The following is a 21,580-nucleotide window of genomic DNA, read 5'->3' as shown; positions in this document are numbered from 1 at the left end:
CCATATCTGTATTATTGAGCTTCCGCAACGAAATCCTTGCATGCAGAGGCTGAAGAATCAGTAGCCAAAATCCGCTGCGGATTCTTTTCTAGTAACATTTGAATCTGTTCCTCCCCCATTCCTGCATGGCGCAGGAGCGGGAGGAATCTTGTCAATAAATAATCAAAGGAAAGTTCATTCGCTTCATGGCCTTTTGCCACGCCAACTGCATTTGTTGAAATCAATACACGGTCCCCAAAGCCTTTGTCGAACAGTCCGGCTATTAATTGCGCCCGTTCCGTATCATTGATATAGCCGTCTGATGCAGACCAGCCAACATGGTCTAATGCTACATAAGCCCCTCGTCCAGCAATGGCAAATGCTTCTTTTCGCTTTACGGCCTCAAGGCGGTCAAGTCCTCCTATGATAATACGGTTTGCTTGAACCCCTTCACTTAAGATTACTTCCAGATCACTAACCGCATCTGCACCATGCTGGATGGAAACAGGCACTCCAGTTGCCAAAGCTGTCTGGGCACAACCTTTAAAAAGGTGGCCTTCGATTTTCGACATACCGCTTGGAGTGGCGATGGATGTGACTATGCCGGCCAAGCCTGAACGCTCAATACGCGGTACAACGATCCCTTCTGTCACCTCTTTAATGAATAATCCGGCAAATTGTTCTGACGACCATGGTTTAGGCGGATTCTTTTGTGGAGTAGTGAAATACCCACTCAACATCTTCTCTGGTCCTAAGCCAGTAGAAGCAATAATATGTATACCCGTTGTTTCAGAAAGAGTTTGATAAAGTTTCACGTTGCGGCCGTGAAACATCCCGCTATAATCTACAATCGTATTCCCTCCATTTCGGCGGAAATCATTCAATTTTCGTTTTAACACCTCAAAAATCTCACTCTTATCCATATTGATTTCAGGAGCATATTCTGCTCCAGGCACCACAGAAAGAAGTGATTCGTGAATAAGCACAACGCCTAACTCTTGGGCCGGCACCAATCCAAGTACTGTGCGGGCAACTGCTGGACTTTTTCGCTCTATTATTTCTGCCACCGTAATCCCTCCATCATTTATGGTTTTGTATCTTCCTTTGATTGAAGGCAACTGATTCACCCCCGATGAAATTGCAACAAAACCCAATCTCCTATACAAAACAAAAACCTCTCACATAAAAATAGCGGAAGATCGACTGTCTTATCTTCCCGAAAACGCCATTTTAATGTAATCGCTTTCTTTGTTTACAAAACAGTATTGTCATGTCTTGGATGTCTTGGAATGTAATGACATATTATAATATTGTTATACCAAAGTCAAACATATTTCTGATTATTCAAAATAAACAAATTCCATTATTTTACTTATTTTTTATTTGTATATAACTACATGTATGGCCGACTATTATACTAAAGATAGTTTCCGAAAGGATAAGACCTATATTGGGACATATAACAGAACTCATTAATAATACGGTAATTAAGGAATCCGAATACAAAGGCAATGCTGATCATATACCAAGCAATTATTTATGATTCAATAGTATTAAAAGGAAACGATTTATAATCAAGAAATAGTAATAAATCGTTCATTTTTTTATTGCTTCTTTTATTCCTATTCGCTTATGCTTACAAACTCAGATGTATATTCCCCATCCTTTTCCATAACCTATCTATGTTAGAATGATGCAATAGCTGGCCATTTGTAAGGAAACAAGTCCTTTTTTCGGCAAATAGAAATTGTACCGATTCTGTTCATGCGTATCTACATATTCAAAGCAGAAATCAGCCCATGTTTTATTAAGATGAAATGACGGAGGAACATGTTATGCGTAGAATTTATAAGGTTTTGGGAGCCTTAGTTCTGCTCCTTTTACTACTTGCAATCGGCGGTTATATATACATTAAAAGCGTTGCACCCCCTGGGGAAGAGCGTATTGCTTATGGCAATGGCAAATTGATTGCTTCCATAGATAAACAAATTAAGGGCTTAGACATGGAAAAGCTTAGAAAAGACAAAGAGAAGTATGTCATTGAAAAAAATATTGAAGACCTACAAAAAGCGGTTAAAGACGGACTTCTTACATATGAGGAAATCACAGCGATATATCTACACAGAATTCAAATGCTCGACCAAAATAAAAAAGGATTCAATTCTGTTGTGGAAATTAATCCGAAAGCGATCCAGGAAGCCAGAGAGATGGACCGCAGACGCACCAGTCTTTCAGGAAACGTAAATTCCCCGTTATTTGGCTTACCAGTTATGCTAAAGGATAATATTAATACCTCAGATATGCCTACCAGTGCAGGCGCGGTAGCCTTTGCAGATTTTATGCCGAAGGACGATGCACCCTTAGTGAAAGAACTGAAGGCACAAGGAGCCATTATCCTAGGGAAAAATAACCTTTCTAAATTTGCCTATTTTGTATCATCCATTATGCCGAGCGGATATAGCGGCAAAAAGGGGCAGACGCTAAATCCTTTCGGTCCATTAAAGATATCTCCATCAGGGTCAAGCAGCGGAAGCGCTGTAGCTGTCACAGCTAATCTCATCCCCATTTATCGGCACAGAGACCGATGGCTCTATCGTCGCTCCATCTGCAGCCAATTCGGTCGTAGGATTAAAACCATCCCGCGGAATGGTCCCAGGTGAAGGGATTGTGCCATTAATTAAAGAAATCGATACACCCGGACCAATTGGAAAAACGGTGCGGGATGTGACTGTAGCTTACAATGCCCTTACAGGAAAACAGACTTCTTTAGATACTGACGGAAAGGCATTAAGCGGAAAAAACATCGGGCTGGCAGGTTACGACTATGTGGATGAAGAAGTTCTTTTGAAGATAAAAAAAGAGCTACAAGGTATGAATGCAAAGATTATCGATATCAATCTCAATGAAGAAAAAATAAGTATCTTCAATGAAATAAAGCTTTCTTTTAAGAAAGATTTCGAGGATTATGCCGCTGCCTACGGCCTTCCTATAAAGAAATTAGATGACCTGATTAAGTTCAACAAAGAGGATGCAAAAAGAAGAATTAAGTATGGCCAAGATTTATTGGAAGAAGCCAATAACGTGGAAAAAGCGGATAAAAGACCAATAGAGGCATCCATCCGTAATGCCCGACTGGTTCTCGATTCTCTTTTCGCTGATCGCCATTTAGATGCGATAGTGTTTTTGAACAGTTCAGGGACAACAGCTCCTGCGGCGGCAGGTTATCCTGAATTGGCTGTGCCTTTTGGTAAAGATTCAAAAGGCGTGCCCCAAAGCGCCACGTTCATGACGAAATATGGTGAAGATGAAAAATTATTGAATATGGGGTATAGTTTCGAGAAAAGAACACAAGGCAGAATGGTACCCTGACACACTTTATAAGATTTGATCTCAATTAGGTGCCCCTTTAAAGGAGGGGCCCATCTATAGTTCGATTGGCTGCTCGATACCTACATCCTCAATTTGCAACTACTAATATGTAATAAAATTCTAGTGAAAGAAATGAGGGAATGATGCCTCCAAGGAAACACCAGTAATATAGAGATGGCGTTCCAACTTCTTCGCTAGATAGAAAGTACATCTTTTATGGAACTAAGGCTGATGCCAAGAATAGATTCAAAAACAAAAAAGGCATTGGTCTACTGGCAAGTAGACCAATGCCTTTTCAGATGCTCCTGCATCCTTAATGCGTACAACGTACAGCCGCTTGTATCCTTTAGAACAAACCGGCACTGTTACGTATATCGATTAGTGTTACCGAAGTGTTGCCACTTACCTCCACACCTTTGATACCACTAGGTTGATGGAGACGGTGGGAGTCGAACCCACGTCCAGAAATATTGCCACTTAAGCTTCTACGAGTGTAGTCGATTTATTGGCATTTCGCCAATGCTTCAGCCAATCGACAGGCTTCCGCACCGCTAGTCTGGTTGTTCTCTTCCTTCTTCCTCAGACGGTGGAATCCGGCGTAGCCCACTAAAGTTGAGTCCCTTACCCTACCACATGGGCGATGGAGGGAGGAACCGCATTAGACTGTTATTAAGCAGCTAAAGCGAAGTTGTTTTGTTGTTTGCCAGTTATAGGCTTTGACGTTTTAACGAGGCCGATCCCCTCGACTCGCAACTTAAGCTCAAACTACCCCTGTCGAATCCGTAACGTCCCCGTATAAGAAAAGGAACGAACGAAAGTGAATAGCAAGCTGTTGCATCGCTTATTCAATTGTCATTCTGTATTAGCATTATAACATATGGGGGTTGAATTGCAATTGCCAGTTCCTGTTGCTGCTGGAAATCGTTTTTCCTCCATACTTTGTTATAATCCGTTTCTACCCGTCCGGCCAACACCTTAAACCTTTTATCTCCTACATTTTTTGACGGTCGCGGAAGGCGCGTTCAATATCCCGCTTCGCTTCTTTCCGTTTTAAATCCTCGCGTTTATCATATTGCTTCTTCCCTTTACCAAGTCCGATCAGTACTTTGGCAAAGCCGTTTTTCAAATATACCTTTAATGGGACAAGTGTATATCCTGATTCCTTCGTTTCGCCGATCAGTTTATTGATCTCCCGTTTATGGAGCAATAGTTTTCTTGGTCGAAGAGGGTCATGGTTATATCTGTTCCCTTGCTCATAAGGGGAGACGTGCATATTGTACAGGTACATTTCACCATTTTGGATCCTTGCGTGTGAATCCTTCAGGTTCAAACGGGCATTGCGGATTGATTTAATCTCTGTCCCCTGCAGCACAATCCCCGCTTCATAGGTTTCCTCTATAAAATAATCGTGGTAAGCCTTTTTATTTTGCGCTACTTGCTTTCCCATTCCTTTAGCCATCGCGTATTCCTCCAAACTCCAGTGACATTGTCTATTTTATCTATTCTATACATACTCGAAGTTGCTTCACAGCGCCGGCTTCATGGACCGGCGCTGATTATTTATCTTTATCTTCTTTTTTTCTTTTTGCGCTTATTCTTTGGTGCATTCTCGAAAAACTTCTTGCCGTTTTTGCCTTTGCCGCCACTTTTCGGCTTACCTTGGTCATTTCCGCCCTCGCCGCTGCGTTTCCGCTTGCTTCGCGGACGGTCATCACGGCCGGAGCTTGATTTGCCTCCGCCTGAACGAGAATTCCGCCGATCCTTGCTTTTTGCATTGAAAACCTTCGTTTCATGGTTATCACGGCGACGGTTGCTCTTCATGCCGGCGATTTCAAAATCGATGGCGCGTTCATCCTTATTCACGTTGACCACTTTGACGCGCACTTCATCTCCGATGCGGAAAACCTTTGCTGTCCGTTCCCCGATCATAGCGAGATGGCGCTCATCAAAACGGTAGTAATCATCGTTCATGGCGCTGACATGGATCAATCCCTCAATCGTGTTTTCCAACTCCACAAACATGCCGAAGTTTGTGACAGAAGAAATGATTCCATCATATTCTTCGCCCACTTTATCAAGCATAAATTCCGTCTTCTTCAAATCGTCCGTTTCCCGTTCCGCATCAACAGCGCGGCGTTCGCGTTTAGACGTATGGTCTGCTATTTCAGGCATAAGCTGGGCCCATTTTTCCTTCGTGGCACTATCTATTTTTCCTTCAATTAAATAAGTGCGGATTAATCGATGGACGATCAAATCCGGATACCGTCTGATAGGCGACGTGAAATGGGTGTAAAAGTCCGTTGATAGCCCAAAATGCCCTAGGCTGGCCGGATCATATTTGGCTTGCTGCATGGAACGAAGCATAACAGTTGAAATAACCATTTCCTCCGGCTTTCCTTCAACAGCTTCAATGATTTCCTGAAGGGCACGCGGATGAATATCATTTGCTTTTCCTTTTACAACATAACCAAAGTTCGTAATGAACTCAAAGAATCGTTGCAGTTTCTCTTCTTTTGGGTCTTCATGGATCCGATAAATGAACGGAACATTCATCCAATGGAAATGTTCAGCGACCGTTTCATTCGCAACCAACATAAATTCTTCAATCAGCTTCTCAGCGACGGAACGTTCTCTGAGGACGACATCGGTCGGATGGCCTTCACTGTCCACAAGCACTTTTGACTCTTTGAAGTCAAAATCAATTGCTCCTCGCTGCATGCGCTTATCGCGAAGAATTTGGGCCAGTTTTTCCATTTCTTCAAACATCGGAACTACATGGTCGTATTTCTCCCGTAAATCTTCGTCCTGTTCGACCAAAATTTTATTTACATCGGAATATGTCATTCGTTCCGTTGTCTTTATGACACTTTGGAAGATTTCATGATTAACCACCTTGCCGGATGGATCAATCTCCATATCACAGGAAAGAGTCAGACGATCCACACGGGGATTCAATGAACAGATGCCATTAGACAAGCGATGGGGAATCATCGGAATGACCCGGTCCACCAAATAAACACTTGTTCCGCGATCAAATGCTTCCCGATCTATCGGGCTGCCTTCTGTCACATAGTGGCTTACATCGGCAATATGGACACCAAGCTTATAATTTCCGTTTTCCAAACGAGTAACGGTTACGGCATCATCCAAATCCTTTGCGTCAGCGCCATCAATCGTCACAATCACTTGATCCCGTAAGTCTCTGCGGTTATCAAGATCACTTTCCGCAATCGTATCAGGGGTATTTTCAGCTTGCTTCAGCACTTCCGGCGGAAACTCAAGAGGAAGGCCATGGCTATGGATGACAGACAGAATATCGACTCCTGGATCATTCTTATGGCCAAGGATTTCGATAACTTCCCCTTCAGCACTCGCCCTTCCTTCCGGATAAGCCGTTAAATGGACTACAACCTTATGTCCTTCAACTGCACCCATTCGGGATGCCTTCGGGATAAAAATATCGTTAACGACTTTTTTATCATCAGGGATAACAAAACCGAAATGCTTGCTTTCTACATACGTTCCCACCAACTGCGTCAAACCGTGCTCGATGATTTTTTCAACGGAACCTTCCCGTCTTGAACCCGAGCTTTCCGAAGATACCCGCACCAATACAATGTCGCCGTGCATGGCATTCTTGGTTTCATGGGGCGGGATAAAAATATCATCCATGCCTGGTTCTTCCGGCGTCACAAATGCGAAGCCCTTGGCATGCGCAATCAATTTGCCGCGGACCAGATTCATTTTTTCCGGCAACCCATACCGGTTGCTTCTTGTACGGACAACTTGTCCTTTTTCTTCCATTTTGACGAGCGCTTTTACAAAGCTTTTAAAATCGTCCGATTCTTCAATGCCCAATTCTTTTTCTAATTCTTGTACTGTCATCGGTTTGTACGATTCTTCTTTCATGAATTGAAGCAACCGATCATAATAATACCGAATATTTTCTTCCATTATAATTAACAACCTCCCTATTCAAGGGTAAAAGCTATTCCTTCCAGTCTAATTGCTCTAGGAAATCAAACACATCGCTATGGAGCTGTTCTTTTTCTTTATCAAGCGTAATAACATGTCCAGATTCTTCATACCATTTGATTTCTTTTTTATTGCTATTTACTTCATTATATATGATATTTGCACTGTCTGTATTAATCATATTGTCTTTGGATCCCTGGACGACGAATGTCGGAACAGTTATATCCCGGACAGAATTCCGGACAGAAGCAATTAGATCCTGCAAAGCTTCCAATGTATCCATTGGCGCAAACTTCATCATCTCTTGTTCGATTTGTTCAGGCGGCTTTCCTTCCCTTTTCTTATATTCACGGGCATAGGCAAGAACGCCGTCATACATCTGCTCCTTGCTTTTAAAAGACATGGGCGCACACATTGGTACAATTCCCTTAATAGGTACAGTGTAACCTAATTTTAAGGAAAATACGCCTCCAAGTGATAATCCTGCTACTGCAATTTCATCATGGCCCATCCGTTTCAGCCGATCATACCCCATTAATACATCCTTCCACCAATCTCTCGGACCTGTACTGACCAATTCCTCTGGCGGTACGCCATGTCCCTTATAGTGGGGGGCGTGGCTTGTATAGCCCCGATCTTGCAAATATCTTCCTAGCATCCGGACATCGGAAGAATTCCCTGTAAATCCGTGCAATAATAAAACCGCTCTCTTTCCGCCTTCAAAAGTGAACGGTTCCGGTTTCTTGATTTTCATGTTCATTACTCTCCTCATCCTGTGTTGTTGACAATGATGCTGATAACACTAAGTATTCGTATCTCTTTATTTAAACAAATTTTTGTGGATTTATCCATGATAAAGGAACAGAAGGAAACACCTGCACAAATGCTCTCCTGCCCCTTTTCATTTATCCTATGAAACGATAGCCCATTCCACGCACAGTTTCAATGAAAGTATGATCCGTATACTGGGCGATTTTATTTCTTAAATGTGTCACATGTACATCCACTGTCCGGTCGCTTACCTGTTTTTCGCCATTTTCATATATATAACTGATGATTTGCTCCCTCGATAAAACCTGGTTCGGATGCTGCATCAAATACATTAATAATTTGTATTCAAATAAAGTCAGATCCAATATATGCTCCTCAAAACGGACTTCTCCTTTAATCGGCTTGATGGTCAACCCCCTGAAGCTGATTTTGCTGCACCGATTGGCTGTCCGCCTCAAAACAGTCTCTACCCGGGCTACGAGTTCCCCGGGGCTGAATGGCTTGGATAAAAAATCGTCCGCTCCCTCCATCAGCCCTTTTATCCGATCCTCTTCACTATTGCGGGCGCTAACGATCATAATTGGCACATTGCTCTTCAACTCATTGCGCACCCAATTGCACAGATCATATCCGTCCTCGTCCGGCAGGATAAGATCCATAACCAAAAAACAAGGATCATGCTTCAGAAACTGCATTCTGGCGGATTCGCTGTCCTCAGCCTCCAATAACTCGAAGCCGGCTTTTTGCAAATGCAATTTAATGACATTTCTCACCTGCCTATCATCCTCGACAATAAGCACACTCTTTCCCCGCAAGTTCCCTTCCATCCAGATTCCCCCCAACAAAGCTGCGATTCCATTTATCCTAAGCATAACATAGGGGGCAAGAAAAGCGGAGACGGTCGTTTAGCGCCGTACTTTTTCCCTAGATAAAGGAAACACAGTGAGCGCAGCGAGCTAATGTTGACTTATCGAAATAAGAAGAAGGAAGTATTCTAATAGCTCGAGGCCGCAGCTGGACATGAAGAAAAACGGAGAGCGCCGTTTTGCCCCGACACGCTTAAGATAGGGCGAGAACAAAGGCTTCCTTTCGGAGAATGGAATTTAACCTCGATCATGAAAATAGAGGCTGGGACAAAACTAGTCAGATAATGAAAAAGTGAAATTGAGTGCTCTCAATTTCACTTTTTTTCTATTCAGAGGAGGGTTTTGTCCCAGCCTCTTTCTCAACTATTTCTGTTTTTTGGCCAATGTTTCATACGCTGCGTCGTCCGGTGCATCTCCTTTTGGCCAATCGTATATTTTATCCGCAAAATCTGGTCTTGCTTGTGCATTGATATAGGCTGCCACATCCAATGCTTCCTCTTTTGTCAATGAACCTGGCTCATATCCGCCCGTAGCCGCCTTTGGCATGAATTCCTTGATAAAGCCGGCAGCAGTCCGGATTCGAGCCATCCCGGCTCCAATATTATATGAATGCTCGCCAAAAACCGCCAGTCCATTATTATTGCCTTCCCCTTTTTCCCCGTGGCATGTAATACAAGCCTTATTGTATATCTCTCTGCCCTTGTCCGCATTGACTTGAGTGATATCTCCTTCCACTTTCTGCAGTTCAGCCCACGGTCTCTCCTTCGTGCCTTCAGGAACATTCGATGAGATATAATCCAAATAGGAAACCATCGCTTTCATTTCAGGTCCATCTTTCGGCAGAGGCTTCCCATTCATGCTTCTGCGAAAGCAGCCATTAACCCGATCTTCGATGGTGACTTCTTTTCCCGCCCGCGCATTATACTTTGGATACGTTTTAGTGATGCCGATCAAGTCAAGTTCTGGGCCATTGCCCCCATTCGCATGGCAGGAGGTGCAGGATAACGTATTTTCTACATACCCATCCAATGTGGTAGATGTATCAGAGATATAAGAATAGCCTAACTTAATTTCTTCCCCTTCTTTTCCCTCTGGAACATCATCCAGGCTTGGAGGCATAAAATCCTTATACTGTTCATCCACAATGTCAGCTGTACTTGTTGCTGTCGCTTTTGTTTTGACCGCGTCTTGTACCGGGGCATCCGCAGTCTGGGCTTTGCCTCCCTGATTAGGAACGTGTATGAACATAACTAAAACAGCAAAACCAAGAGCAATAGTCCCCGCTATCGCCCCAATCGAATACCATACATTTTTATTCATCTTCCCCACCCCTTTTTACAAATATTGTCTTTACTATCAAAATAGAAATAAATTGTTAAGAAATGGTTAAGGACTATTGACCTTCACAAAGAAGTCATATAGATATGAACACTTTCTAACATTGGAAAAATACTGTTTATGAATCCGATACAACCTTCATTATAAAAGACTCTCTATTGACTTTCTGTATACAAATGTATACAATCAAATTAATTAAGTATACATTTGTATACAAAAGGAGGAATTACCATTATGAGAAATGAAGGCCATAGAGGACACAACAAGGATAGACATACACGCGGCGAAGGTTATAAAAGAAGAGACCAGCAAAATTATACACGTGGCGCCAAAACCTTTCGCCGGGGAAGAGCGATTGCCTTTTTAGAAATACTGAATACAAAACGTTCTACGCTCAAACAACAATTAAGCTCTCCTGAATTGCAAGCCATTAACCCGATCATTGCAGGCGAGCTGAAAGCAATCGAGATGGTCATAGAAGAATTTGTTCAATTATTTGAACTTTACGAGTCTGAAGAGACAGAAGAAAAAGCTTCATTATCAGATGCAAAAGAACAGCTTAACGAGGAAAAAAACGAAAATAATTGATTTTTACTTAGGGCTTTGCCATAAATATGAATAGAAATGGGGATATTCAATGTTTGTCCAATTGAGAAAAATAACAGTGACTGAGGGACATGCGGAACAAGTGGTCAACCAATTCAGCAAAGAAGGCATCATCGAAAAACAGGAAGGATTCATTGATGTTACAGTTATGGAGAAAAAAGTTCTGCGCGGCAATGAAGAGGTAGTCGTTATGATCCGTTGGGAGTCGGAGGAACATTGGAAGCAGTGGGAAAAAAGCGATGCCCATATTGCCAACCATAAAGCAAAACGAGGGAACGCCAAACCTGAGTATATTGTTAGCGTGGAAGTGGGCAAGTATGAAGTCAAAGCAGTCAAAAAAGCAAAGAACAACTGAAACCTTTAGTGCACACTGATTAAGCTCGCATTTGGCAGCTTTTTCTTATAAACACTATTCATTTTTATAATGGATATATCCATTTCAAAGAACCTAAGGAATATGTTCCTGCCTAACCTAAAAACTCGATTTTGACCGTTCATCAAAATCGAGTTTTTCGTCTGCATTCCCTATTTCCTGTATCTCACTGTGTTTTTTTCATAAAGAATGAAAGCGCCATATTGATGATGGCTAAAACCAAGCTGATTTTAAAAACAAACGACGAGCCTGACGCAGCAGCAGCTGATAGGTCGCTCGGAAAATCAGACAGGTAATGGCTCTGTTTAGCAGAAAACAACGAAACCATGACAGCGATCCCAATGGCTCCGGAGACTTGTTGTGAAGTCTGTGTAATGGCAATTCCATCCGGGTAATACTGTCTAGGCAGTGCATTTAATGTATTCGTCTGTACAGATGCAAGGACCATTCCGATACCAAGCATCATCACAATATGTGTCACAACCATAATCCATAAAGCGGTCTCTGTTCCGTACATGGCATATAAACCGTAGCCGATTACGACTAAAATCGTTCCTGGCGTAATGACAGCACGGGGACCATATTTATCAAACAGACGTCCGATCACCGGAGCCAGCACACAGTTCAATAAACTGCCCGGAAGCATGATCAGCCCTGTCACAAAAGCTGAAACGACAAGGGACATTTGCATATACATCGGTAAAATAACCAGCATGGACAACATGTTAAGGAATGTAATCATATTCATGGCAAGGCCTAATGCGAACATAGGATATTTGAACGCCTTTAGATTCAACATCGGATGTTCCATCTTTGACTGGCGGACGCCGAATAAAATAAGCGCTGCTAAACCGACGATGATTGTCGTTATTACCATAGGGCTGTCCCAACCACGGTCTCCACCGACACTTACTCCGTACACAACACCGCCGAAGCCGATGGTCGATAAAAGGACGGATAGAACATCAATCGATACTTTCCGGATTTCATTGACATTCGGAATGAAGAAATAACCAAAGATAACCGAGAATAATAGGAACGGAATCGTAAACCAGAAAATCCAATGCCACGATAATGTATCTAAAATCATCCCCGCCAAAGTCGGTCCGAATGCGGGTCCGGCCAAAATGACCAAGCCCATAACCCCCATCGCCGCACCGCGTTTATTTGGGGGAAATATCGTAAAAATAACATTCTGTGTCAATGGCAGAATAATCGCCAGTCCAGCCGCTTGAATGACCCGGGCAGCCAATAACAAGCTGAACATCGGCGCCATTGCAGCAAGCAGCGTCCCTGCAATCGACAAAAATAAAGACGCCAAGAACATTTGGCGTGTAGTGAATTTCTGCATGAGAATGCCTGTTACGGGAACTAAAATCCCTAAAGTTAAAAAGTAGCCGGTAGCCAGCCACTGAATAGTCGTCGCGTTCACTTCAAAAATTTGGCTAAGTTCACCTAAAGCGATATTTAAAGCTGTTTCACTGAACAGTCCGACAAAGCCTGCCACTAAAAGGGCAGCCATAATCGGCCCTGTTTTGATTTGTTTATTCACTTATTAAAACTCCTTCAATCAATTTGCTGATGCTTTTCAAATGACTCCCACTTGTATTTTTGTCTTTTTGATCAAGCAAGACATCATTTTCCATTCAATAGAAGCAGCATCATAGTTTTAAAAATGGCCCGCTATCAACCGCCTAAAAATAACAGAATTTTCAAATAAATAGTTTTGCACGCCAGCCTCTATAGTTCACGGACAGAGGCCCTATCTACGTAAAAGCTCTAAACTACTCTTTTATCGATCATGGCCATAAACACTTCTATTACGGACAGATTTTCCTTCATTGAATATATGTCCGTCTAAATTGTTTTCTATGAAGACTGCAAACAAGCTGCTACTCCTTCTTTTCCATTTAGGATTAGTGAAAGGACAAGAGCAAACCATGCCCCTCATTCCTTACCAGTACATCCGGTCCTGTCCTTTACTTTACACTTTGATGGAAAAGCTTTTGTCGCGATGTTGATTATCAACGATCTTTTTCCATTTGGCCAGTACACCCCCGCTATACCAACCGGTCTGTTTTTCACTATATCAAAAAAAAATCCGCTGATGTAAGTATTTTTTTTCTCTATTTTTAACGATTTCACATTTTAGACACATTTCTAATAAAGTGACTTCTATGTAAAGCCGGGCCCTTTTATATAAAGAAAAGGCTTACAAACTGAGTTGCTTTCTGGTGGGCATTTTCCTATATTCTTCAGAGAAGTACGCCGTTTCTGCCCAGTAAAAAAAGAGGCCTTTTAAGCCTCTCCTTCTTGTTACCACTATTCTTTCTTCTTTTTCTGTGCCAACGTTTCATAGGCGGCATCATCCGGTGCATCGCCTTTTGGCCAATCATAGATTTTATCGGCGAAGTCCGGCCTAGGCTGTCCATTGATATATGCTGCGACATCAATTGCTTCCTGTTCGGTCAGCGAACCTGGCTCGTATCCTCCGTTCGCCACCAAAGGCATATAGTTCTGTATGAAGGCAGCAGCCGTTCTAAGCCTTGCCATTCCCGCGCCGATATTATAGGAATTCTCTCCGAAGACCGCTAAGCCATAGCGATTTCCATCCCCGTTTTCACCATGGCAGGAAATGCAGGCCTTCTGGAAAATCTCTCTTCCGTTATCAACGTTTACTTTTGTGATATCGCCTTTTACCTTTTGCAATTCGCCCCATGGACGCTCTTTCGTTTCTTCGGGCACATTGGAGGATATATAATCGAGATAGGCCACCATCGCATCCATTACAGGGCTGTCTTTCTCTAGCGGCTTTCCGTTCATACTCCGCCGGAAGCAGCCATTGACGCGGTCTTCAATCGTGATTATTTTATCAGCACGGGAATTATACTTCGGATATACTTTTGTAATTCCAATCAAATCCAAGGCTGGGCCAGTGCCTCCATTCGCATGGCAATTGACGCATGACAGCTTGTTGCCGACATACCCATCTAAAGTAGATGCCGTCTCAGTCATATATTTATAGCCTTGTTTGATTTTCTCCCCCTCAGGTCCGCCGGGTACATCATGAATGCTGGGCGGCATATACTTCTTATATTTTTTATCCACTACATCAGCTGTGCTCCTCGGCGGCGCTTCAGCTTTCGGCTGGACAACCGGATGTGCAGCTGCCATTTGGCTGTCCTTTGACTTTTCCGGACTAATAATGACCATCAGCAGTACAAAAAAACCGATAATAACTACACCAATAAATGCAAAAAAACCATACCATAGCTGCCGGTTCATTTTCTTATTCCCCCTTTGTAAAAAAAATCCATATATATTCCATCTTAAAATCCGTTTGTTAAGGTTCCATTAAGAAAGAAAATAAAGATTGAAAATTCAAAAAACTATACAAACACCTAATGAAACACTCTTTTACTTCCCGCTTTGATTTGCTATGGCTCCGTTTATTTTTAAGCTTTAAAGGCTGTTGCCTTCCTGCAAGTTCTCTAAACCCACAAGCTGATCCTAGAGATTTTTTCCACACAAAAAAACCAGCTTTTGCTGGTTTCCACGACTACTATTTACAAACTGAAATAAGAAATGGCAATTGTAAGTACAAAAAACAATACTGCCAATACAATCGTAATTCGATGAAGAACAAGATCCATTCCGCGCGCTTTTTGTTTACCGAATAATTGCTCAGCTCCGCCGGAAATAGCTCCAGAAAGCCCTGCACTCTTACCAGATTGAAGTATAACGACCACAATTAGTGCTATACTGACAATTACTAGAAGAACTGTGAGAAATGTATTCACGCAGTCCACCTCCTACATTATTGCAACATTATTAATAATGTACCATACCATTTCCATTTTCTCAATCTATTTTAGCGGTCCTCCCTTATCTACCCTGGCATTTTTTTCTTGTTCCGAACTTTTCGAAACCTGCGCTACTTTGCGATTTTTCAAGGTTAAGATGGGGTATAATGTCTGTAGGAGAGGAAGTGAGGATATGTACAGTTCAATTATTCAAAAAATAGACATCATCAACTGTATATTCGCCGTTGTCAGCATTTTTGCTTTAATATGGAACACGAACTCCTATATCGAAGCCGTTATGATCATTGTAGCTACCATTACTCTGATCGCTACCAAATCTGCTTTTAATAGAACTCTCATTTTCATTACATACGCTTTTTCCGCATTAATATTCGGATTATTATTTTCAATGCTCGCTGAAACAACTACATTCAATTCATTTATGCTGCCATCCAATTATCTTTCTGTCGCTGTGCTGGCGCTTATTATCGGCATTATAGCCGCCTACGCCCGCTTGGAAAGCAGCATTCTGACACTGGTCTGGTTTACATTATATGCATTAATGATCATATCCTCTTTTATCATGAAGGATATTCCTTTTCTGCAGGCTCTCTGGTCAAGAGAGGCCCAGTTATATATGATGCAGAAATTTTATCCTTTCCTGCTGGCAAGCATGTTTATCGGTGTATTCCTTGAAAAATACCAAGTTGCCATGAAAAGGGACCATCGAAGCGATTGATAAAAGGATTTTTCCATCCCCAATATGCAGATATGGTTAAACTGCATATTGGGGATTTTGATTAACTTCCAAAGCTCTTATAGCCCAGACATAGACTACTCCATCATCATTTTTTTCCGGAACACTGATATGGCAATAATCACAAAGAACAGTGCATAGAAAAGGACCCACCAAAAATGGGGCAGCATTCCGCTGTAGTCGCCATTCACTGCTGCCTTGCCCATATCGACCGCATGGGCGAATGGAAGCCAATAAGCAACCGTCTTGAACATTCCTCCCACAAGATCAAGGCTGAACCAAGTACCTGAAAGCCATGCTGTAACATTGGTAAGTAACGCCCCGCATACACCCACGGCTGCCTTTTCATTCAATACACTTCCGCAAAGCAAGCCAATGCCGATAAAAACGAAAGAGGTCGGTAGAATCATAGCTAACGCAACAAAAATAGAAGCATTCATATCCATTCCTAGCAAAAAAGCAACCAAATAGCAGATGATACTCTGCACGAGTGCCATTGGAATAAGGGGAAGTGTGTACCCCAAAATAAAATCAAAAGCTGTCATCGGTGTAGTGAATAGCCTTGCTAGCAATGAAGACTCCCTATCCTTCGCAATAATCTGCGCAGAGAACAGTGACATAAACGATAAACCGAATACAGCGATACCCGGGGTCAGCTGTTCAATATTAAATAAATCATTTGGGATGTTCCGGTTAATCGGAAAGCAGCAAGATAAGGACAACCGGAAAACCGATGCCAAAAAACAAAGACAAAGGATCACGCAGAATTTCTTTTGCAGTCCTAGCCGCAAATACATTCATTCTCATGTTGGTTCGCCTCCTGCAATCAGACTGACAAAAGCATCTTCAAATCGGTCTGCTTCTGCTTTTTTCTTCAGTTCGTCTACAGTCCCCAATGCTCTGACTCTACCGTCCTTCATAATGCAAAGCCGATCTGACAACGCTTCAGCTTCCTCTAAATAATGGGTCGTCAATATAATAGTTGCCTTCCCCTTTAAATTCTTTATAACAGCCCATAATTCTCGCCGCGCCAGGATATCGAGGCCCAGTGTCGGCTCATCAAGAAAGAGAATTTTCGGATCGCCGATCAAGGCCATTGCGATGCTCAACCGCCGTTGCCATCCTCCAGATAATGTTTTGCTTCGCTGTTTTTCCATATTTCCAAACGAAAAAAGCCCGATCATCTCATCCGCTTTTCTCTTTGCTTCCGATTTTCCAAACCCGTGAACACCCGCCATCATCTCCAGATTTTCCCTGACGGACAAATTAGGGGCAATAGCTGTTTCCTGCGGGGACACAGCTATGTATTCTTTGACCTTTTTAGGTTTACGGAGAATACTGTTTCCCATAAGCAACGCATCCCCCTCAGTCGGCTTTGTCAGGCAAGACAACATTTTGATCAGAGTCGTTTTCCCTGCTCCATTCACTCCCAACAGAGAAAATAATTCACCTTGGATGATAGATAAAGATACATGGTCAACGGCTATCTTTGAACGGTATTGTTTAGTAAGTCCCGCTATTTCAATTGCTGTATTCATGTTTTTGCCCTCCCTTCATTTTTTCTTTCTCATTCAGAGAAAAAGGCAGCCGGATCAAAAAACATCTTCATATAGTTTTGTGGAATAATCGCCAAACCCCGATCTTCATCGCCGACAATAATAAGATGGTCGCCCGGTTCTATCCCGAATATTTCCCTAGCCTGTTTCGGTATGACGATTTGCCCCCGGTCTCCGACTGTTGCACTGCCAAAAAAGTGTTTTCCTTTCGGAGGGACCATCAACCCGGAAGCTTCATCGCTATAATTAACCAGATTATCGAGCGTAACATGATATAAATTGGCCAAAACCATACAACTGGAGATATCCGGCATGGTTTCTCCCTTTTCCCACTTGGCTACGGCTTGACGGGATACATTCAATTTTTCTGCAATCTCTTCTTGAGTGAAATGGTTAGACATTCGCAATCTCTTCAAATTCATACTAATCATACTTTTTTCACCTCTACTTTTATTATCTGTTATTTTATGAAGTTGTCTATCAACTAAAAATGACATGAATGTTATCTTTGGTTGCATACAGTTAACGAACATTTTTTTAACGTTAAGGCACTAAGAAGTATAAATGCCCATTTGACATTCGTTCAATTAGCCATTTATGCTGAAAGATACTCACTCATATAGGAATGGGCGAAAAAAACCATCACCTCTTATCTACAACATCCCCAAAATGATATACCAGCATATCTTTTAAATAAAAAAGCTGCCTCAAAAGCCATCATGCATGGCTTTTGGGGACAGCTCCTTTTCTTACTTTTCCTGTTTCTTTTCCAGGCAACTGTGTAGATTACATAATAAAAATAAACAACCGATTAACATGCAACTGGTCGAGGCCATGAAATAAACTGTACCATGCCCAGATGCGAGGATATAATGGACGAGGTCCTGGAATGTACTAGAGGAATGTTCAAACCATTTCTGCGATTCTACAGTCCCCATTTTAAGCAGCCTCCATATTCCTATACTAAAAATGGAGATCATAGCAGCGAAGCTAATGCACACCTTTGCATCCCATATCCTTATGTAATCCTGCGAATAGTCTATAGAAGTTGAATGGGTTGTACTCTCTTTTTTCACGCTTCCAAACGTTCCTTCCTTTTCTTAACGCACACGGCAACCAAAATTGGGATAACAGTTAATACGCTGACTGCTAATATAACTGATCCAATCGGACCGCATTTTTTCGAGCAAGCACAAGTTTGATTCTTATTCATCGAACATCTCTCCCCCACGTTAATTTGAATGGAACATTAATAATGTTCAGATTATTATTCTTACATAATATCATGGAATTGTGATAAATGAATGAAATAGATGAATGAAAGTACTGGAGCAAACAAAAAAACGCCCCATGGTTGAACCATGGAACGGAATCAAATTTATCTTTCGATTTTCATTCGTTGCATCAGCATATCCATCCAAATTTCAAGGTTATTTTTTCCTTGGCCACGAAGGATATTTTTCTGCTCTTCCTTCTTTTTTCGCTGTTGCTCCTCTTTCTCCATTACTACTTGCGTAAGACTGCTGCAACCGCACATCTCCTAGTCCCCTTTCTGTTATTGCTTTTCCATCATTATAGAATGGCCATGTTTATCTTTCTCTATATGAGATTGGTTGGACAAGGGCATATAAGTCTTCTTCCAGTGAGATAACCTTTTGTTCAATTGTTTTTTGTGCATCATGTATCGCTTGGTTATAAATATGCGGAGAAAGCTGTTTCACCATGAAATCCAGAAAATTTTCGGCTGCCAATTCCCCTATTTCTTCATCTCTTTCTATATAAAAATGGTGTTGGATGTTTTGGATCAGGTCTTGTTTTTCTTCTTTCGGAATTTTAATGACAAGCATGGCTCGTCCTCCTTACTAATGGTTTTATGTTCAGTATATCAATATAAGTGCCTTTTTACTTCCATTAGCACTTTTAAGGATATAGGCCACGTCGCCTTCTTTCAAAAAAAGATGGTTGTTTCACTTCTTTTTTCAACATCTTTTCCATATATATATTTTGTTACTAAAGGTTGTTTTCGGATAGATGTCCGATTTCCCCGGCACTAGACAAAAACTGCCCTACTCTTTGTTATTCTCAAAACAGATTAAAATAAATCATATATTACTAAATAAAATATCTTGACTTAGAGATAATTATTTTGTATAGTTGAATTAACGGATAATACTTGAATCGTACAGTGGCGGTAAACAGGGATCTTTGGATTTATCGCCCTATACTTTGAGTTAATATCTCGAATTAGAGATATATTAAAGGGAGGAATTTTATTATGGCTAAATACACAGTAGACACATCACATTCAAACATCGGGTTCCAAGTAAAACATATGATGGTTTCAAAAGTGAAAGGGACATTTGAAAACTATACAGCTGAAGTCATTGCAGCAGACTTGGCAGACCTTGCATCAGCAAACATCTCATTCGCTTTCGAAATGGCAAGCATCAGCACAAAAAGTGAAGATCGAGATAATCACTTAAAATCAGCTGATTTTTTTGATACAGAAAAATATCCAGAAATGACATTCAAATCAACAAGTATTGCGGGATCTGGAAGCGACTATAAAGTTACTGGAGATCTAACCATTAAAGACGTAACAAAACCGGTAACATTCGATGTGGCGTATAACGGTAAAGGGACAAATCCTTGGGGCCAGGAAGTATATGGCTTTGATGCTGAAGCATCTATTAATCGTGAAGAATTCGGCCTTACTTGGAATACAACACTTGAGACAGGCGGAGTTTTAGTAGGCAAAGATATTAAAATCCTCGTTGAGCTTGAGCTTAATCCAGAGGCGCCTGCCGCTGAATAAATGGTAAAAAACATACGATAAAAAAAGACAGTCATTACGCTGTCTTTTTTTGTGTTTAATGGAGCTATCAATCACATTAAGTTGCGGTTAAATTGCCGGCTTTGAAAAAATCGATCCTTTTGTATAAGAGTCGGCCCTTAAAAGCTGCTCTATCTCTTATGAAATTTGTTTACCGTCCCTAAGATTTGGGAACACCTTTACAAGCAGTAATTTTTCATGATAAGACTCGAAACTGACAATCAAAATAAGGTATAATAGAGCGTATGAAAAATTCGGGCCGTAAATGGCCACGGACCAGAATCACTAAACATATGCAGTAGCTTTATATTCATTTTTCAAAAGGGCGGGAAAACGCATTTTCCTATTCCTTTTATACAGATTATTTCTTGAAAGCGAGTGGAACAATATGGGCCGTAAATGGAACAATATCAAAGAGAAAAAAGCGTCAAAAGATGCTAATACTAGCCGCATTTATGCTAAATTTGGCCGTGAAATCTACGTGGCAGCCAAGCAGGGCGAACCGGATCCGGAATCAAACCAAGCATTGAAATTCGTACTTGAACGCGCCAAAACATATAGTGTACCAAAAACAATCATCGACCGTGCCATCGAAAAAGCGAAAGGCGGTTCAGATGAAAATTATGACGAGCTTCGCTATGAAGGTTTCGGGCCGAACGGGTCAATGGTGATCGTAGATGCTTTGACAAATAACGTAAACCGCACAGCTTCCGATGTCCGTGCAGCTTTCGGAAAGAACGGCGGAAATATGGGAGTCAGCGGTTCTGTTGCCTACATGTTTGATTCAACTGCTGTTATCGGCATCGAAGGAAAAACAGCCGATGAAGTATTGGAACTTTTAATGGAAGCGGATCTAGATGTTCGCGATATCCTTGAAGAGGATGATTCAGTGATCGTTTATGCTGAGCCTGATCAATTCCATGCAGTCCAACAAGCATTCAAGGACGCTGGAATTACTGAATTTACTGTCGCCGAGCTATCGATGCTTGCCCAAAATGAAATGACTCTTCCAGAAGATGCTCAAGCGCAATTCGAGAAAATGATCGATGCGATCGAGGATTTGGAAGATGTTCAGCAAGTGTACCATAATGTGGATTTAGGAGAATAAAAGCTCTCCTACAAAAACAGACCCCTAAAGGTCTGTTTTTTTTGGTAGGATTCCGTTGCTATTGCTATTTGCCCTTCAATAGCAGAGTTGTTCTAATTGAGCAGCTTCTTTTCACTTTCGCATATTCCTCCACAACTCTTCGATAGAATAATCATCTTTTTTTATAAGAACGTATTTATGAAACAACTAATAAAAAAAACTGATGAACTAGATGAAATAAAAGAAGAGCAAAGCTGTCAATGTGAC

22 protein-coding genes and 1 other RNA gene are annotated in these 21,580 nt (G+C 41.7%); 7 read left to right on the top strand and 16 right to left on the bottom strand.

The window, feature by feature from the left end; all coding sequences use genetic code 11:
• Window positions 1-11 precede the first annotated feature (11 nt).
• Window positions 12-1,046, bottom strand: coding sequence for a phosphotriesterase family protein (locus tag ABC357_RS00345; RefSeq protein ID WP_412885594.1), 1,035 nt, complete (start codon window positions 1,044-1,046; stop codon window positions 12-14).
• Window positions 1,047-1,814: 768 nt separating this feature from the next.
• Here ABC357_RS00345 and ABC357_RS00340 point away from each other — a divergent pair.
• Window positions 1,815-2,639 carry an amidase family protein gene (locus ABC357_RS00340; protein WP_412885593.1) on the top strand — a complete coding sequence of 275 codons (825 nt, stop codon included), beginning with the start codon at window positions 1,815-1,817 and terminating at the stop codon, window positions 2,637-2,639.
• The gene (locus tag ABC357_RS00335) at window positions 2,521-3,348 is read left to right on the top strand and encodes an amidase family protein (protein ID WP_412888540.1); all 828 of its coding nucleotides are present in this window, start codon (window positions 2,521-2,523) and stop codon (window positions 3,346-3,348) included. The genes ABC357_RS00340 and ABC357_RS00335 overlap by 119 nt, the downstream gene beginning before the upstream one ends.
• A 431-nt stretch (window positions 3,349-3,779) precedes the next feature.
• On the opposite strand, the gene ssrA is transcribed toward ABC357_RS00335, so the two are convergent.
• The 6 genes from ssrA to ABC357_RS00305 form a co-directional block, all read right to left on the bottom strand.
• Window positions 3,780-4,141, bottom strand: a transfer-messenger RNA (tmRNA) gene (ssrA, locus tag ABC357_RS00330).
• Window positions 4,142-4,339: 198 nt separating this feature from the next.
• Complete coding sequence (gene smpB / locus ABC357_RS00325) at window positions 4,340-4,807, bottom strand: SsrA-binding protein SmpB (protein ID WP_412885592.1); 468 nt, start codon at window positions 4,805-4,807, stop codon at window positions 4,340-4,342.
• 107 nt (window positions 4,808-4,914) lie between these two features.
• Window positions 4,915-7,302, bottom strand: a complete 2,388-nt coding sequence (rnr, locus tag ABC357_RS00320) for a ribonuclease R (protein WP_412885591.1) — start codon at window positions 7,300-7,302, stop codon at window positions 4,915-4,917.
• Window positions 7,303-7,336: 34 nt separating this feature from the next.
• Complete coding sequence (locus ABC357_RS00315; protein ID WP_412885590.1) at window positions 7,337-8,077, bottom strand: alpha/beta hydrolase; 741 nt, start codon at window positions 8,075-8,077, stop codon at window positions 7,337-7,339.
• 151 nt (window positions 8,078-8,228) lie between these two features.
• The gene (locus ABC357_RS00310) at window positions 8,229-8,921 is read right to left on the bottom strand and encodes a response regulator transcription factor (protein WP_412885589.1); all 693 of its coding nucleotides are present in this window, start codon (window positions 8,919-8,921) and stop codon (window positions 8,229-8,231) included.
• 402 nt (window positions 8,922-9,323) lie between these two features.
• A complete protein-coding gene (locus ABC357_RS00305; protein WP_412885588.1) occupies window positions 9,324-10,280 on the bottom strand; it encodes a c-type cytochrome in 957 nt (318 codons plus the stop codon).
• A gap of 252 nt (window positions 10,281-10,532) precedes the next feature.
• Between ABC357_RS00305 and ABC357_RS00300 the strand changes: the two genes are divergently transcribed.
• A complete protein-coding gene (locus ABC357_RS00300) occupies window positions 10,533-10,886 on the top strand; it encodes a hypothetical protein (protein ID WP_412885587.1) in 354 nt (117 codons plus the stop codon).
• Between the two features lie 49 nt (window positions 10,887-10,935).
• A complete protein-coding gene (locus tag ABC357_RS00295; RefSeq protein WP_412885586.1) occupies window positions 10,936-11,259 on the top strand; it encodes an antibiotic biosynthesis monooxygenase in 324 nt (107 codons plus the stop codon).
• 184 nt (window positions 11,260-11,443) lie between these two features.
• Here the strand turns inward: ABC357_RS00295 and ABC357_RS00290 are convergent, their stop codons facing one another.
• The 3 genes from ABC357_RS00290 to secG form a co-directional block, all read right to left on the bottom strand.
• On the bottom strand, window positions 11,444-12,799 hold the full coding sequence (locus tag ABC357_RS00290) for a DHA2 family efflux MFS transporter permease subunit (protein WP_412888539.1): 1,356 nt from the start codon (window positions 12,797-12,799) through the stop codon (window positions 11,444-11,446).
• Window positions 12,800-13,599: 800 nt separating this feature from the next.
• Window positions 13,600-14,562: a c-type cytochrome gene (locus ABC357_RS00285; RefSeq protein WP_412885585.1), complete on the bottom strand. Its 963-nt coding sequence runs from the start codon at window positions 14,560-14,562 to the stop codon at window positions 13,600-13,602.
• 281 nt (window positions 14,563-14,843) lie between these two features.
• Window positions 14,844-15,077 carry a preprotein translocase subunit SecG gene (gene secG, locus ABC357_RS00280; protein ID WP_412885584.1) on the bottom strand — a complete coding sequence of 78 codons (234 nt, stop codon included), beginning with the start codon at window positions 15,075-15,077 and terminating at the stop codon, window positions 14,844-14,846.
• A 196-nt stretch (window positions 15,078-15,273) separates the two neighbouring features.
• Here secG and ABC357_RS00275 point away from each other — a divergent pair, with 196 nt between their 5' ends.
• The gene (locus ABC357_RS00275) at window positions 15,274-15,819 is read left to right on the top strand and encodes a hypothetical protein (RefSeq protein WP_412885583.1); all 546 of its coding nucleotides are present in this window, start codon (window positions 15,274-15,276) and stop codon (window positions 15,817-15,819) included.
• A 95-nt stretch (window positions 15,820-15,914) separates the two neighbouring features.
• Here the strand turns inward: ABC357_RS00275 and ABC357_RS00270 are convergent, their stop codons facing one another.
• The 6 genes from ABC357_RS00270 to ABC357_RS00245 all read right to left on the bottom strand — a co-directional run bounded on the left by ABC357_RS00270 (window position 15,915) and on the right by ABC357_RS00245 (window position 19,240).
• The gene (locus ABC357_RS00270) at window positions 15,915-16,559 is read right to left on the bottom strand and encodes an ABC transporter permease (protein ID WP_412885582.1); all 645 of its coding nucleotides are present in this window, start codon (window positions 16,557-16,559) and stop codon (window positions 15,915-15,917) included.
• Between the two features lie 81 nt (window positions 16,560-16,640).
• Complete coding sequence (locus ABC357_RS00265) at window positions 16,641-17,375, bottom strand: ABC transporter ATP-binding protein (protein WP_412885581.1); 735 nt, start codon at window positions 17,373-17,375, stop codon at window positions 16,641-16,643.
• Window positions 17,376-17,404: 29 nt separating this feature from the next.
• Window positions 17,405-17,824 carry a helix-turn-helix domain-containing protein gene (locus ABC357_RS00260; protein WP_412885580.1) on the bottom strand — a complete coding sequence of 140 codons (420 nt, stop codon included), beginning with the start codon at window positions 17,822-17,824 and terminating at the stop codon, window positions 17,405-17,407.
• A 641-nt stretch (window positions 17,825-18,465) separates the two neighbouring features.
• Window positions 18,466-18,606, bottom strand: a complete 141-nt coding sequence (locus ABC357_RS00255) for a hypothetical protein (protein WP_412885579.1) — start codon at window positions 18,604-18,606, stop codon at window positions 18,466-18,468.
• A 165-nt stretch (window positions 18,607-18,771) separates the two neighbouring features.
• The gene (locus tag ABC357_RS00250; RefSeq protein ID WP_412885578.1) at window positions 18,772-18,930 is read right to left on the bottom strand and encodes a hypothetical protein; all 159 of its coding nucleotides are present in this window, start codon (window positions 18,928-18,930) and stop codon (window positions 18,772-18,774) included.
• Between the two features lie 52 nt (window positions 18,931-18,982).
• The gene (locus tag ABC357_RS00245) at window positions 18,983-19,240 is read right to left on the bottom strand and encodes a DUF2164 domain-containing protein (protein WP_412885577.1); all 258 of its coding nucleotides are present in this window, start codon (window positions 19,238-19,240) and stop codon (window positions 18,983-18,985) included.
• A gap of 428 nt (window positions 19,241-19,668) precedes the next feature.
• Here ABC357_RS00245 and ABC357_RS00240 point away from each other — a divergent pair, with 428 nt between their 5' ends.
• Together ABC357_RS00240 and ABC357_RS00235 are read left to right on the top strand one after the other, a co-directional pair.
• Window positions 19,669-20,208 (top strand): YceI family protein, encoded by a 540-nt coding sequence (locus ABC357_RS00240; RefSeq protein WP_412885576.1) that lies wholly within the window; start codon window positions 19,669-19,671, stop codon window positions 20,206-20,208.
• A 406-nt stretch (window positions 20,209-20,614) separates the two neighbouring features.
• Window positions 20,615-21,334, top strand: coding sequence for a YebC/PmpR family DNA-binding transcriptional regulator (locus ABC357_RS00235; RefSeq protein WP_412885575.1), 720 nt, complete (start codon window positions 20,615-20,617; stop codon window positions 21,332-21,334).
• Window positions 21,335-21,580 lie beyond the last annotated feature (246 nt).

It is taken from the genome of Bacillus kalamii (genome assembly GCF_047238185.1).
GTDB lineage: Bacteria > Bacillota > Bacilli > Bacillales > DSM-1321 > Bacillus_AD.
Note: the sequence above shows the minus strand (reverse complement) of the source record. Positions and strands in the feature narration are given on the sequence as shown.

Coding starts and splice junctions, on each gene's coding strand:
- ABC357_RS00315 (WP_412885590.1), bottom strand. CDS start 8,077: ATGAAAATCAAGAAACCGGAACCGTTCACTTTTGAAGGCGGAAAGAGA.
- ABC357_RS00305 (WP_412885588.1), bottom strand. CDS start 10,280: ATGAATAAAAATGTATGGTATTCGATTGGGGCGATAGCGGGGACTATT.
- ABC357_RS00295 (WP_412885586.1), top strand. CDS start 10,936: ATGTTTGTCCAATTGAGAAAAATAACAGTGACTGAGGGACATGCGGAA.
- ABC357_RS00245 (WP_412885577.1), bottom strand. CDS start 19,240: ATGCTTGTCATTAAAATTCCGAAAGAAGAAAAACAAGACCTGATCCAA.
- ABC357_RS00285 (WP_412885585.1), bottom strand. CDS start 14,562: ATGAACCGGCAGCTATGGTATGGTTTTTTTGCATTTATTGGTGTAGTT.
- ABC357_RS00310 (WP_412885589.1), bottom strand. CDS start 8,921: ATGGAAGGGAACTTGCGGGGAAAGAGTGTGCTTATTGTCGAGGATGAT.
- smpB (WP_412885592.1), bottom strand. CDS start 4,807: ATGGCTAAAGGAATGGGAAAGCAAGTAGCGCAAAATAAAAAGGCTTAC.
- ABC357_RS00265 (WP_412885581.1), bottom strand. CDS start 17,375: ATGAATACAGCAATTGAAATAGCGGGACTTACTAAACAATACCGTTCA.
- ABC357_RS00340 (WP_412885593.1), top strand. CDS start 1,815: ATGCGTAGAATTTATAAGGTTTTGGGAGCCTTAGTTCTGCTCCTTTTA.
- rnr (WP_412885591.1), bottom strand. CDS start 7,302: ATGGAAGAAAATATTCGGTATTATTATGATCGGTTGCTTCAATTCATG.
- ABC357_RS00275 (WP_412885583.1), top strand. CDS start 15,274: ATGTACAGTTCAATTATTCAAAAAATAGACATCATCAACTGTATATTC.
- ABC357_RS00260 (WP_412885580.1), bottom strand. CDS start 17,824: ATGATTAGTATGAATTTGAAGAGATTGCGAATGTCTAACCATTTCACT.
- ABC357_RS00290 (WP_412888539.1), bottom strand. CDS start 12,799: ATGGCTGCCCTTTTAGTGGCAGGCTTTGTCGGACTGTTCAGTGAAACA.
- ABC357_RS00250 (WP_412885578.1), bottom strand. CDS start 18,930: ATGTGCGGTTGCAGCAGTCTTACGCAAGTAGTAATGGAGAAAGAGGAG.
- ABC357_RS00255 (WP_412885579.1), bottom strand. CDS start 18,606: ATGAATAAGAATCAAACTTGTGCTTGCTCGAAAAAATGCGGTCCGATT.
- ABC357_RS00240 (WP_412885576.1), top strand. CDS start 19,669: ATGGCTAAATACACAGTAGACACATCACATTCAAACATCGGGTTCCAA.
- ABC357_RS00235 (WP_412885575.1), top strand. CDS start 20,615: ATGGGCCGTAAATGGAACAATATCAAAGAGAAAAAAGCGTCAAAAGAT.
- ABC357_RS00300 (WP_412885587.1), top strand. CDS start 10,533: ATGAGAAATGAAGGCCATAGAGGACACAACAAGGATAGACATACACGC.